We start from the raw sequence: 13,477 nt of genomic DNA, 5'->3' as shown, positions 1-13,477 counted from the left end.
TTGTTGCTCTTCTAAATAGGCTAGACAATAGGCTCTAATTTCGTTAGAAGATAACTCTTGACTATTAATAATCGGATCAAAAAATTTTTTTTTCTCTCTCCTGTAACCCTTTTTTTCTCTCTATATTTCGTATCATTTGAGCTACTTCAAATCGAGTATAATTCGTTGCACTCAAACATTTTTTAGCTTGCTCTTTGATGAATTGGCGACAAGTTACTGAAAAAGCTTTTTGATCGATCTCTTTGAACAATTGAGATAGGACTACTTGGTCGCTTTCCTTGCTATTGTCAAGCTTAGTTGCAAGTTCTGTACCTACTTCTTTTCCTAATTGTAAATATAATCTTTTTTCTGAAACTAGATTCTTCACTTTCAAAATTTCTTCTGGTTTCAACTCTTTCAAAAAAGGTTTTCTCAAATTTTTTTTGATGTTGCTCTCCATTTGTTGCTCTTCTAAATAGGCTAGACAATAGGCTCTAATTTCGTTAGAAGATAAATCTTGACTATTAATAATCGGATCAAAAAAATTGTTTTTTTCTCTCTCCTGTAACCCTTTTTTTCTCTCTATATTTCGTATCATTTGAGCTACTTCAAATCGAGTATAATTCGTTGCACTCAAACATTTTTTAGCTTGCTCTTTGATGAATTGGCGACAAGTCACTGAAAAAACCTTTTGATCCATTTCATTGAACAATTTCAGTCGTTCTACTTGATTATCTTGATTGCTTCTTTCATATCTGACTGCAAGTTCTGGCCCTACTTCCTTCCCCAATTGTAGACATAATCTTTTTTCAGAAACTAGATTCTCCACTACTTTAATCTCTTCTGGTGTTAAATCTTTCAAAAAAGGTTTTCTCCAAAGTTTTTTGATATTGCTTCCCAGTTGTCGCTCTTCTAAATAGGCTAAACAATAAGCTTTCACTGCATAAGGAGATAAATCTTTCCGTTTAAGCATAGATTTAAGTACACTTAAAGAAGTGGATTCTTGTTTTATTATATGATTTTTTTGTTCACTATTATGTACTATAAATTCAAATTCTAAATAGCCTACTTTGCTTAAATATTTCTTCGCTTCTCTAGAAATTGCTGTTCTATTCAATGCACCATTCTTTTCATAAATAACTGTAAAAAGATCCCCCGTTGCTTTTTGCTTTCCTCGCTGTACTTCTTCACTTAAATATTTTTCTCTAGTCATTGTTGTTCTATTTAATGCACCATACTTTTTATAAATAGCTGTAAAAAAATCTACTGTTGCTTTTTGCTTTCCTCGCTGTATTTCTTCAAGGGCTAATAAATCATGCGGTTCTATCTCTTCTATCATCTGAATATTTTGTTTTTTTAAAAGCTTGACTTCTTCAAGTTTCTTTTTTTCTTTTTTTAATAAATTTTTCTCCAAAGTTTTTTTTATTTTATTTTTGGTTTTCGGTAATAAGTTACTTTCATCGATATAAATTTCATAAATTGCTATTTTTTCCAGATGAGACATGTCAGGCAAACGGAGTAAATTGGGAAATATTTTATTATAAAAAACAGAAGAAACAGACTGTGCTTCTTCTACAGATACCTTAATTTTCTTGTTCAAAACATTGATTGTTTGAGATAATTCATAATAGACTTCATCCAAACCGGTATTTTTTTTCAGGCGTGGAATCGCATGGTTTTTGATGAATGAATCCCATTTTTCTTCAAGAACGGGTTGATTACCGGATTTTTTTATTTCAGTAAATATTTTTGTTTTTAGTTTCTCTGACTCTATCTCTCGATCCAGAACCATAACTGCTCTCACTAAATCATTAAACCAAGTAGGGCTAGTCTCACCTTTATTTACCATCGGTTTGATCAACAAATCATTGACCTGTGCTTCCAGTCTTTTAGTTGATTCTGCTGTTTTTTCATTAGAAATCTTATGATAAAAACTGTAGATATCGATTGTTTTCTTTCGTGATTGCTGATCTAATGACTGAACATCTTTAAACTGATCTTCAAAAGCTTGGTCCGCTTCATTAGTTATTTTTTTTAACAGCTTATGAAAAGTAACGTAAGTTTTCGCCATTCCCTCTAAAGATCTGTACTTTAACAATTCATTTTTATGAAGAGTATTTATCCATTCACTGACTATTGCTTGTTCGTTCAAAGTTAAACGTGGCATAACATATCTTTCAAAGTTAACTTGGTGTTGTTCCCAATCCCTTGGAGCAAATGCCGGCTTATTCATGAATAAAAGATTATATAAATAAATACTATCTGACATCAAATTCGGGTTATTCTTTAAATTGATAGATTCATAGCCATTTTTTCCATAGTCCACTCGATCTGCTTTAAAATATACATTAAATAAACCTTCGTTTTTTTCCATTCGATCTCCTTTTCTTTATCGTCCGTTTTTGTAAATTGCAACAAATTTTAATCACTCGTATCCTTGTTCTTACTAGTATGGATAACTGTGTCGGTTCACACTGCTTTTTAGTATTGTATCTACCATTTTTTATGTAATAAACCAATGAAATTGAGACAAAAAGTTTTTATTCTCAAGAAATAAGCCGATAAGCTGAAATTTCTGAAGATTGGTAAAAATAATAAAATCGTTTATTGCGATTATGACCTTTGTACTTCACAACTTTTTGTCCCAGTTTCATTCGTTTTTATTCTAAAAACTATTTACAAACCTTTTTAGGCTTCAAACCCATTTTTCATGGCTACGGTTTTAAACCAATGGCCCGACTTTTTAATCGTCCGTTTACCGTCTTTGTTTAGATCGACAGCAATCAGTCCATAACGGTTTTTATAAGCGTTCGTCCAAGACCAGTTATCCATGCAAGTCCACATGTGGTAACCCACACAATTCGTTCCTTCCTGGATTGCCTGATGCACATATTTCAGATGGTCTGTGACAAAAGTGATCCGATAATCATCTTCAATTACGCCTTCCGAGTCAATGAAACGTTCTTCCCCTTCTACACCCATACCATTTTCAGAGATATAACATTTGATATTGCCATAGTTCTCTCTCGTATTCGTCAAGATATCATAGATCCCTTTTTCATAAATTTCCCAACCACGATAGATATTCATTTTTTTATTAGGCATATCATAATAATCAAAATAATCTTCTGGCATTGGTCCATTCTGATGATCAATCGGTGTTTCTTTTGCCTTGATTCTCCGAGGTTGATAATAATTGATTCCTAATAGATCAATCGTATTTTCTTTGATAATCGTTAAGTCATCGGGCCCCATCTCTGGCATTATCGCTAATTCTTTCACAATAGCAACCAACTCTGATGGAAACTCTCCTTTTACTGCAGGATCAAGAAAAGAACGATTGAAAAAAGCATCAGCGATTCTAGCAGCCTTGACATCCTCAGGGTTTGTTTCGTCTCTCGGGTAGCTAGGAGTTAAATTCAAAATGATTCCAATTTCTCCTTTTTGTCCCATCTTATGATAGGCTTCAATTGCTTTGGCACTTGCCAAATTTTCGTGGAAACCAACTTGAATAGCCTCTTTTAGATTGATATGGTTAGGATAATGGAACTGATAGAGATAACCGCCTTCTACTGGAACAATCGGTTCATTATGGGTAAACCATTTCTTTACTAAATCCCCAAATAACTCAAAACAGGTTTTTGCATAGGCCACATAGGCGTCAACCGTATCACGAGACAACCAGCCACCTGTTTGTTGTAATTCTAAAGGCATATCAAAATGATATAAATTGACAAATGGTTCAATTCCCTGCTCCAGTAATTCTGTAAAATATGAACGGTAAAATGATACAGCCTGTTGATTCACTTCTCCTTTTCCTTTAGGGAATAGACGACTCCATTGAATGGATGTTCGGAAAGTATTATGACCTGTCTCTTTCATCAATTGAACGTCTTCTCGATATTTCGTGTAAACTTGAGAGGTTTTCTCAGGACCAACTTGATTGAAAAATTTTTCTGGCTCTAGATCATACCAATAGTCCCAAATGTTTTCTCCTTTCCCATCTCCTTTGATTCTGCCTTCTGTTTGTGGTCCACTTGCGGCGGTTCCCCACCAAAAATTCTTTGGAAAATCGTAGTGTTTCATTTCATAATCCCTCAATTCTTTTAGTAATTACCGTAATCATAAACAATCACTGAAAATAAATCAATACTTTTGATAAAAATGACTAGACATTTAAACAGACAGACGTTATACTACGTTTGTAATCGATTGCAAAATAAATTTGAGGTGAAAAAAATGAATGGTTTTATGGATAAACTTTCTCAAAAAATTATGCCCTTAGCCAATCTTTTAGGGCAAAACCGTTACTTAACTGTGTTACGGGATGCATTTATGTTGTCATTTCCGCTAACAATGTTTGGATCAATTGTGGTCGTTGTGAATAATCTACCGTTCTTCAGTGATGGTACCAAAGGCACGTTAAGCACCCTTTTTGGCAATGGTCAAAATGCGACGATGAGTATCATGTCCGTTTTTGTTACATTTGGTATCGGCTATTATTTATCAAAATCATATGATGTAGAAGGTATTTTTGGTGGCGCTGTTTCATTCGCAAGCTTTTTGATTCTCACACCTTTTGTGATGACAACAGCTGGTGGTGAAGAAGTTTCGGGTGTCCTATCACTTGATCGTCTAGGTGCTAAAGGAATGTTCATTGGAATGATTGCTGCCTTTTTAGCTGCGGAAATCTACTGTCGAATCACCAAACGTGGTTGGCAAATTAAAATGCCTGATGGCGTACCACCTGCAGTAACGAAATCTTTTGCCGCTTTGATTCCAGCTGTAGTCACATTGACTGTTTTCTTGATCATCAACGCTGTCATGACTGGCGTATTCAATGCGAACCTTCATGACTTAGTCTATGAAGTTATCCAAAAACCTCTAACTGGTTTAGGTAGTAGTTTACCTGCCACGTTGATTGCCTTATTCTTTGTTCAATTTTTGTGGTTCTTTGGTCTTCACGGTCAAATTATTGTTAATTCTGTTATGGACCCTATCTGGAATACATTGATGCTTGATAATTTAGAAGCTTATCAGCATGGGAAAGAACTACCACATATCATCACAAAACCATTTATGGAAACCTTTACCGTTGGTATCGGTGGCTCTGGAATGACGTTAGCAGTAGTATTATTGATGGCTTTTGTCTTGAAGAAAAAACAATACCGTGATGTTGGTCGTTTAGCGCTAGCACCTGGAATCTTCAATGTCAATGAACCTGCGATTTTTGGTCTACCAATCGTATTGAACGCAACCATTTTGATTCCTTGGGTCGTTGCTCCTTTGGTCGTGACAACGTTCAACTACTTGATGATGGCAGCTGGCATCGTTCCTCCGCCTACAGGTGTTTCAGTTCCGTGGACTGTGCCGATCATTGCTAGTGGTGTTTTAGCTACCAATTCATGGCTAGGCGGTCTCTTACAAGTAGTCGATTTTGTGATCGTCGCTTTTATTTGGTACCCATTCTTAAAAGTATTAGATAAACAACCTGATTTAGACGTTGTGTAAAGCCTTATCTACTCACCTGTGAAGCAAATCATCTTCTTTCTAATAGAGATTAAGCAAATTTTATAATCTAGCATGAACAGTCAAAACATGGAATGATGTGAATTGATTTGTTCATGCTTGTTTCATTGAAAAGAGTGATTCAACAACTAAACTTCGTTATTTCTTTCTTGTCGAACGAAATAACTTTCGTTATACTCAATACGAGGTGAATAACGTGCCAAAATATGAAGAAATCGCAAATGTTTTAAGGGAAAGAATCCGTTCAAAAGAATATCCACCAAACAGTTTTTTACCTAATCAGATCACTTTAGTCGAAGAATTTGGCGCAAGTCGAATGACCATCAAAAAAGCCATCAATATTCTGGCTATGGAAGGATTAGTTTATTCGCAAAGAGGGGCTGGAACCAAAATTTTAGATCATCCTTTTATCGAGAAAGATACCTCCCCTGCCAATGAGTATGAGGGACTCAGTCATCAAATGAAGCGTCGTCATCGTTCACTGACGAGTCAAATCATTCAATTTGATGTCGAGTTTCCGAACCCATTTATTCAAGAAAAACTAATGATTGGTGCCGAACAACCGGTTTATAATATTCACCGTCTACGAATTTTAGACAACGAACCTTATATTTTGGAACATACATTCATGCCTGTACATTTAGTTCCAGGTCTAAAAAAAGAACATCTGCTTTCTTCTATCTATGATTACTTGCACCAAGATCTAAATCTTCATTTTGCAGGCGCCTATCGAGCAATTTCAGCAGATAAAAGTACGTACTTTGATCAGGAATACTTGAATTGTTCGGAAATAGATCCTGTTTTGGATGTGCAACAAGTCGTTTATCTAAAAGATGGTCAGCCCATCGAATATTCATCTAGTAGAAATCGGTTTGATGTCCGCAACTATTCCTTACTTGATGTCCGTTCAAACTAAAAAAATCCGTTTCAAAAATAGGAAACTATTGTGAAACGGATTTTTTGGTGTTTACAAAAGAGCAGAGTCAAACAGAATAATTGCCAGAAACGTTCCCACTCACTATACTGTAACTAACACAATACTTACTTTTTGTAAGTTCAAAGGAGGAACTCCCATGGATACTCAAATCAAAGGCATCCACCATGTTACCGCTATGACTTCAAGTCCCACTAAAATTTATCGTTTTTTTACGGATATTTTAGGAATGCGCTTAGTAAAAAAAACGATCAACCAAGATGATATCGAAACGTATCACCTTTATTTTACAGATGAATACGGCTCCCCTGGAACTGACATGACTTTTTTCGCTTTTCCTAATCAACCTCAAGGAAATAAAGGAACGGATACGATTTCTAGAGTGTCCTTTCGAGTACCAACTGATGAAGCATTGACTTATTGGTTCAAACGCTTTGAAGAAAAGAATGTTCTTCACTCTGCGATCAAGGAACGTTTTTCAAAAAAATATCTGGAGTTTGAAGACTTTGACCATCAATTCTATCAATTGATTTCTGATGAAAACAATACAGGTGTTGCTGGTGGTACTCCTTGGAAGAACAGCAATATTCCATCAGAATATGCAATTACAGGCTTGGGACCAGTTTTTGTCCGAGTGAGTCAAATGGAACCATTACAGTTACTATTAGAACAGACTTTAGAGTTTAAACTTACTGATCAAACAGGAGCTTTTTCGCTCTTTGAAGTCGGTCAAGGCGGTAATGGAGCAAGCATCATTGTTGAACAGCGAGCAGATTTACCAAAAGCAATCGAAGGATTCGGCAATATCCATCACCTTGCCTTGCGTGTCGCTGATGAAGAAGCCTTACGTCACTGGATCCATGTGATCAATCAGATAAACGTACCAAGTTCAGGGTTTGTGGATCGCTTCTACTTCCAATCAGAATACTTCTTAGCTGCCACCCACGTTCTCTTTGAATTAGCAACAGATGGACCTGGTTTTTTTGGCGATGAATCAGCAGATACAGCTGGCGAAAAACTATCACTCCCACCACAACTCGAAAGTAAAAGAGAAGAAATCGAAGCGTACATTCGTCCCTTCGATACTCAGGATGCCAACCAACAACGAGAATAATTTTCTTTCTATCCAGACATTCGATTCCAAGAAGCATATCTTTCAAGAAAAAGAGGTCAAATCATGGAATATTTTTTTCAAGCGGGAAAACAAACAAGTAGAAATTTACTCCTTTTTCATGGTACAGGTGGCGATGAATATTCTTTACTTGAAACCGCCCAGTTCCTTGAACCGGATGCTACGATTCTTTCTTTTCGTGGTTCAATCAAAGAAGACGGAATGAATCGCTTCTTTCGACGGAATGGGTTAAATCAATTCGATTACCAGAGTTTAGCAGAAGAAACAGCGCTTCTGTATCATAAAATCTCAGCAGTTAGCCAAAAAGAAAAAATCTCGTTACATGACTGGGTGATCGTAGGCTATTCCAATGGAGCGAATATCGCTGCTCACTTGCTATTATCGAGAAATACTGAGCTGCGAAAAGGAATCCTTTTTCATCCAATGTCTTTAAACGTCAATTATCCAGCAAAAGTAATGACTGATACTCAGATCTGGCTTTCTTACAGCAAGACCGATCCAATCGTCTCCTCTATAGCGATTACGAATTTAATCAAAGATTTTGAAATGCAAAAAGCTCACCTCACATTCCAAGAAACGTTTACTGGTCATCAATTAACAAAGGCTGAATTAATTGCCGCGAAAAGTTGGCTTTCTTCGCTTTCGGTTAACTAATATTGGACGAAAGTTGTGATGCATCGGATTATTTTTCAAAGTCTCTTTTTCAAAGACTCTATAATGAGGTACGCTCCAAAAGTTGTACGTGAAAACGACAATTTTTAGGGCGTTTTTTTTGTTTCGACCTTTACGCACGAAACAGAAAAATGAATGTAAGTGCTAGATCCAACTATCCATTTTTCTCAAATCATCTCTTTTAATTTTCATTTTGGAAAATCCTTCTTGGCTCCCCCTCATTATAAACGCATCATATTAAAGATAAATAGAAACATTCCTCATTTTAAAAAACTATAGAATATGGATTTCTATTATAAAAATTAGAAAAAAATGAGTTTTTGATTAGCTAGATTTCCGAAAAATTGCTATAGTTTAATTAATCAGAGTTGCAATCATTTTAGCGTTCGCCAATTTTTTGTCGAGTTAATATGGTTCACTCATTAGGGAGGGGGCACGATGCTTCACAAAAAAAGAAAACAGATTCAACAAGTAATCTTTCTGTTATTGACACTTCTGTCAGTGCTTGCACAAACAAATGTTGTTCAAGCAGTTTCGTTAAATTTATTTGGTACGACTACCGCAACTAATAACAGTCAAACCAGTCCAAATGCGCCTTTTTTAAACCGAGTAAATGTCCCTGTCACTTTTCTCATTGAAGGAAAAAATGGCATCAGCGCTGGGGTTATCACAACTGGCGATAAATATGCCATTTTAGAAGCACCGACTGAAATGGTCGGGTATATCCAACCTAATGGGAATGCGACTGTTCAAACTACTGTTACTGTGCCACTTAGTCAGTCCCCTTTACAATTGATTTTGCCGACCATAACCTCTGTGATTTCGTTGATCGTCAACTCACCTTTAGTTTCCACACAAAATAAAACAGCGGTTAATCAGGCATTGTCAGAATTACGTTCGGAAACTTTTGGTGCCCAGAATCTTACTCTAGCTATCGTCCCACGCTCAAGCACTCAATATGGCGTAGCGATTAGTCAAGGGCTATTACCCATCCTGACAACGACATTAAAAAATCGGATTCAAAATTTATTAACGATCGTCCAAGCTTTACCGCTGATTGGGACTGTTTTAGGAACGTTATTGTCCCCTTTTGTCACAGCATTGTCTCAATTTATTACGAGTTTAAATTCAGCAACTTCTGATAATAGTAAAAATTTGGTTGCTGCTTCGATTTTAGGTAATACGAGTGTTTCGCTACCATTTCTTTTATCTTCGCCCAAATTGACCCAAGATCTAACAGCTAATTTTAAGGGCGGTTTTATTCAAACAGATCAGTCGACGATTCAGTTAGGACCTACTACTGGTACAACACCTGTTTATTTTTCAGCTGGAGCACTCACCTGGCAGACCACAAGCTTGCCGACTCACTTGAACTTTGGACAGCACTTGATCCAGACCCAACAGGATGAGCACTTAGTAGCCACCAATAACAATCAAGTAACTACCGGATCGATTTCGATTACTGATACACGGACAGTTGTAAAAAATTGGCAAATAAAAGTCCAACAACTTAGTCCTTGGCAAAACGGAACCAATCAATTAACGTCCCAATTACAAATCTCAACAGCAGATTTAACAACTACCTTTCCTATCACTGGGATCACAAGTACTGCTAATCAAATGGTCCCTCTATCTATAGGTACGCAACAAACATTACTCAAATTAAATGGTGTAACTGATCCTGGTCAAGTCCAATTAGCAATCAATCAGTTCTCATTAGCGGTTCCCAAAGAAAGTCTGAAAACAAAGGGAACCTACCAAACAATGGTGGAATGGCTCTTATCGGATACACCGTAATTTATTTAGGAGGAAGAGGAAATGAAAAAGAAAACGTTATCTTTTTTTATCTTGGGGGTCAGCTTATTTTCAAGTTCCCTCGTTTTTGCTGATTCACAAACCCAAGGAGAAGTGGCCTATGTGGAAGGCGCACTTGAATTTGACTATGCTGGCGGTATACCAACTAATTTAGACTTTGGGGATCATCCCCTGCAAACTGCAGCTGCTGAAAACTGGATTGCTACTGCTACAGGTGAACAAACCGGCTCTACACCTACTACTGGAACCGTAGCTGTTCGAGACAACCGAGGAAATCCGGCAGCTACATGGACAGTCAAGTTATCTCAAACTGACCAGTTCAAAACAGCGGATGATGTTGAGCTATCAGGTGCACAGCTCAATTTATCTTTTGGCGGACTTACAAATAATTTAGGGTTAGCCCCTACCAGTGCCTATGAAAACGATGAATTAGCGATCCAAGTATTCAATCAAGATGCTACGATTTTAGATGCAACCGCAGGTCAAAACTCGGGCGATACTGCACTAGCGATCAATCAATTCAGCTTATCTGTTCCAGCGAATACAAATAAAGTAGCCGAACAATATACTACTATATTAAATTGGACTTTCTCATCCAGTCCAACCAACTAAGAAAGGAGGAATGATCGTGAAAAAGTGGTTTTGGATACTACCCTTCTTCTTTCTACTGATGGGAAATCTTAACATCTACGGCGAATCCTTACAAAGTTTTGATGCACAAATACAAGTCAATGAATCAACACCATCAACAAACGACAATTATTTTGATCTACAACTAAAACCTGGACAGGAATCGACTTTGAATGTCTTAGTCACGAATCTAAAAGAAACTGAGATCACGATCATTCCGTCCTTTAATCGTGCAAAGACTAATCAACTAGGTGTTGTTGAATATTCTGGTAGAAATCAAGATCGTCCTAATAATTTGCCCATTGATATCGAGAAAATTGTTTCTGTTGATAAGCAAAAGTTTACTCTTGCGGGACATGAACAAAAAAAGATTCCTTTAACCATCAAAATGCCAGAAAAAGATTTTGATGGAGTAATTGCGGGTGGGCTCTATCTCCAAGAAGAACCAAAAAAAGATATACAAGGAAATATTCAACATGTCTTTTCTCGGGAGATTGCTGTCTTACTTAAAACACAACTAAACAAAATCCAACCGAACTTAGAACTAAAAAAAGCAGCACCTACCCAAATCAACCAGAGAAATGCCATCAAAGCAACTTTGGAAAATACTAATGCTGCTTATCTATCTAGTGCTCGTATACACTATGAGATCAAAAAAGAACAACAACAAACCCCAGTACTAACTGGGACCCAGCCCATTTCGTTCGCCCCTAACAGCGGCACGGACTATTTGATTTTTTTAGAAGGAAAAGAATTCGAACCAGGAACCTATCAGCTAATGACGAATGTCAAAAACAAGGAAATCAATTGGCAGCAAAAGATAAATTTTACTATTTCGCAAAAAACAGCTGCAACTTATAATGAACAAAATATATCTACTACAAAGGATGAGCCGCAAAACAATTGGCTCCTTTGGCTAGCTGGAGGTATTATTTTCGCTCTCGTCCTCATTATTGTCTTTTTACTGTATATTGTAAAAAAGAAAAAACGATGACTGTTATCAAACAAAAACTAACTCTACCTAAATTTTCACGAGGCAGAGTTAGTTTTTTTCTTCTGATCTAGCAGTTATTGATATACTATCAAACACATTAGTTCTTTACTACGATCAGGAACAATCCCAGCCGTTCTTCAACAACTAGCGACTACTTATTGTGGTTCTCCAAATCGAATGGTATCTCCAATCGAAAACTCTGGAAAGATTTGAGGCTCTACAACGATTGCTCCTGGCAAGACTTCGTTTTCTCCTGTGCGGAAATAAATGGAGATATGACCGAGGGTTTCAAAGTTATGATTGGCTTCACTGCCAACTTCTTTGATTTCATATTCTTGGTTGCCGATGGTCAGTATATCCCCTGTTTTGATGACATTTTTAGCCGTTTCATGATTGTCATGGACCACACAGATGTCTTTTAATTCAGGTGGTACCTGTTGTCCGAAAAGAATCATTAAGTACTCTGCCGCAAATTCTTCCACTAAAGAACCAACCTCAACAATCTTTGTTGTGTGCATGGTTTTCTCCTCCTTCTATGATAACGTCGTATCTTGTAAATGACGTAACTGCCAAACAGTGGTACTGGCATCTAGTTCAACGTCATCTTCAGTTAAGAAAGAACCCGCCCGTATAAAACGTTTTGCTACTACTTCTCCAGAGATCAGTCCGATCGGGATATGTCCCTCTCGCTTCATTTCTTCGTGGGTCTCAAGTACTCCTCGGACACAAAAACCACCGATTCCATCTAAATGATCTCCAGGTTGAATATCTTTTTTCGCTACCGCAACGGTTTCTGAAATTGGGGCGCCTAATGGAACAATGGCATGATCTTGTTGTAAGACAGCTTTTGCAATCGTAATTGGTGTTTCTAAACTTGCTAAATGATACGGGCGATATAAGATATGATGATCCCGTTCCCCTTTCTTCATCAAGTAATTCATTTCTTCAGCTACTTCGCTATTTTGCCCCTTAACGATAACAAAGACGCCTGGCGCTAAACCATCCACATATTCCACTACACCAAATTGAGATAAGACACCACCATTTTCTTTTAAATCTAACGAAGTAATGACAGAATCTAGATCCCCTTTCAAACCATGCATACCTACCTTGTCAGGGATATAGCCAATCGCATTTGATAAAAGATTCATTTCAGCCATTGTTTTTGTTCCATCTTGGAAAGCAGCTAGCATGTGAGGAGCCATTTGTTTTTTCTGAGCTTCTTTTTCAGCAGTTGCCGGATTTGCGGAAATATTCAATTGATTATTTTTGCCTTTTCCCGCAACTAAGACTTCCATCCCCATCGACGAAGCAAATTCAAATAATTCGGTGGTTGCTGCAGGTTCATCGCCATCTGATCCTGTATAGATCAACCCTGCTGAATCATAGAGTTTATGCATCAAGGGTCCAATAGTGATATCGATTTCAACATTTAATAAGACAAGATGTTTTTTTGCTAATAACGCTTCAAGCGCAATTTTTGCTCCTGCTTCAGGTACACCAGTAGCATCTACGATTACTTCATTCCAATCAGAGTGAATAATTTCTTTAGCATCTGTTGAAATAAGGACATCATTTTTAACTTTTGCCGAAGCTAGATACGCTTCTTTCGCTTTTTGTGCATAATCAAGGGACAAGTCACTGATCCCTGTTACGATCATCCCTGGAATTGACGCTATTTGTGCAATCATTCCCCTGCCCATTTGTCCTGCACCAATTACACCCACTTTGATTGGATTTCCTGTTTTTTCTCTTAATTGTAATTCACCATATAAAGTCATCTTATGTATTT

Annotated in this window: 11 protein-coding genes; 7 read left to right on the top strand and 4 right to left on the bottom strand. The window is 37.0% G+C overall.

The features are described 5' to 3' along the window. Positions 1-76: 76 nt before the first annotated feature. Both AB3H93_RS06585 and AB3H93_RS06580 read right to left on the bottom strand, forming a co-directional pair. Positions 77-2,353, bottom strand: coding sequence for a hypothetical protein (locus AB3H93_RS06585; protein WP_368020336.1), 2,277 nt, complete (start codon positions 2,351-2,353; stop codon positions 77-79). A 314-nt stretch (positions 2,354-2,667) separates the two neighbouring features. Further along, the gene (locus tag AB3H93_RS06580) at positions 2,668-4,065 is read right to left on the bottom strand and encodes a glycoside hydrolase family 1 protein (protein WP_368020335.1); all 1,398 of its coding nucleotides are present in this window, start codon (positions 4,063-4,065) and stop codon (positions 2,668-2,670) included. A 153-nt stretch (positions 4,066-4,218) separates the two neighbouring features. Between AB3H93_RS06580 and celB the strand changes: the two genes are divergently transcribed. From celB to AB3H93_RS06545, 7 genes are all read left to right on the top strand, one after another. Next, positions 4,219-5,490, top strand: coding sequence for a PTS cellobiose transporter subunit IIC (gene celB, locus AB3H93_RS06575; RefSeq protein WP_010719614.1), 1,272 nt, complete (start codon positions 4,219-4,221; stop codon positions 5,488-5,490). Between the two features lie 214 nt (positions 5,491-5,704). After that, positions 5,705-6,424, top strand: coding sequence for a GntR family transcriptional regulator (locus AB3H93_RS06570; protein WP_368020334.1), 720 nt, complete (start codon positions 5,705-5,707; stop codon positions 6,422-6,424). A 157-nt stretch (positions 6,425-6,581) separates the two neighbouring features. After that, positions 6,582-7,556, top strand: coding sequence for a VOC family protein (locus AB3H93_RS06565; RefSeq protein WP_368020333.1), 975 nt, complete (start codon positions 6,582-6,584; stop codon positions 7,554-7,556). Positions 7,557-7,619: 63 nt separating this feature from the next. Then, positions 7,620-8,228, top strand: a complete 609-nt coding sequence (locus AB3H93_RS06560) for an alpha/beta hydrolase (RefSeq protein ID WP_368020332.1) — start codon at positions 7,620-7,622, stop codon at positions 8,226-8,228. A 456-nt stretch (positions 8,229-8,684) separates the two neighbouring features. Next, positions 8,685-10,043, top strand: coding sequence for an adhesive domain-containing protein (locus tag AB3H93_RS06555; RefSeq protein ID WP_368020331.1), 1,359 nt, complete (start codon positions 8,685-8,687; stop codon positions 10,041-10,043). A 21-nt stretch (positions 10,044-10,064) separates the two neighbouring features. Beyond that, entirely contained in the window at positions 10,065-10,673 is a 609-nt protein-coding gene (locus AB3H93_RS06550; protein ID WP_368020330.1) for a WxL domain-containing protein, read from the top strand. A 16-nt stretch (positions 10,674-10,689) separates the two neighbouring features. After that, a complete protein-coding gene (locus AB3H93_RS06545) occupies positions 10,690-11,685 on the top strand; it encodes a DUF916 and DUF3324 domain-containing protein (protein WP_010737307.1) in 996 nt (331 codons plus the stop codon). Positions 11,686-11,840: 155 nt separating this feature from the next. Here AB3H93_RS06545 and AB3H93_RS06540 read toward each other — a convergent pair whose 3' ends face one another. Both AB3H93_RS06540 and AB3H93_RS06535 read right to left on the bottom strand, forming a co-directional pair. Next, positions 11,841-12,203, bottom strand: a complete 363-nt coding sequence (locus AB3H93_RS06540) for a PTS glucitol/sorbitol transporter subunit IIA (RefSeq protein WP_053766470.1) — start codon at positions 12,201-12,203, stop codon at positions 11,841-11,843. Between the two features lie 15 nt (positions 12,204-12,218). Next, complete coding sequence (locus AB3H93_RS06535) at positions 12,219-13,466, bottom strand: NAD(P)H-dependent oxidoreductase (RefSeq protein WP_034867482.1); 1,248 nt, start codon at positions 13,464-13,466, stop codon at positions 12,219-12,221. Between the last annotated feature and the right edge of the window lie 11 nt (positions 13,467-13,477).

Source organism: Enterococcus sp. C74 (assembly GCF_040887125.1).
Lineage (GTDB): Bacteria > Bacillota > Bacilli > Lactobacillales > Enterococcaceae > Enterococcus_B > Enterococcus_B hirae.
The sequence above is the reverse complement of the archived record's forward strand: the minus strand, read 5'-3'. Positions and strand labels throughout refer to the sequence as shown.

Coding starts and splice junctions, on each gene's coding strand:
- AB3H93_RS06560 (WP_368020332.1), top strand. CDS start 7,620: ATGGAATATTTTTTTCAAGCGGGAAAACAAACAAGTAGAAATTTACTC.
- AB3H93_RS06540 (WP_053766470.1), bottom strand. CDS start 12,203: ATGCACACAACAAAGATTGTTGAGGTTGGTTCTTTAGTGGAAGAATTT.
- AB3H93_RS06565 (WP_368020333.1), top strand. CDS start 6,582: ATGGATACTCAAATCAAAGGCATCCACCATGTTACCGCTATGACTTCA.
- AB3H93_RS06580 (WP_368020335.1), bottom strand. CDS start 4,065: ATGAAACACTACGATTTTCCAAAGAATTTTTGGTGGGGAACCGCCGCA.
- celB (WP_010719614.1), top strand. CDS start 4,219: ATGAATGGTTTTATGGATAAACTTTCTCAAAAAATTATGCCCTTAGCC.
- AB3H93_RS06585 (WP_368020336.1), bottom strand. CDS start 2,353: ATGGAAAAAAACGAAGGTTTATTTAATGTATATTTTAAAGCAGATCGA.
- AB3H93_RS06555 (WP_368020331.1), top strand. CDS start 8,685: ATGCTTCACAAAAAAAGAAAACAGATTCAACAAGTAATCTTTCTGTTA.
- AB3H93_RS06535 (WP_034867482.1), bottom strand. CDS start 13,466: ATGACTTTATATGGTGAATTACAATTAAGAGAAAAAACAGGAAATCCA.
- AB3H93_RS06550 (WP_368020330.1), top strand. CDS start 10,065: ATGAAAAAGAAAACGTTATCTTTTTTTATCTTGGGGGTCAGCTTATTT.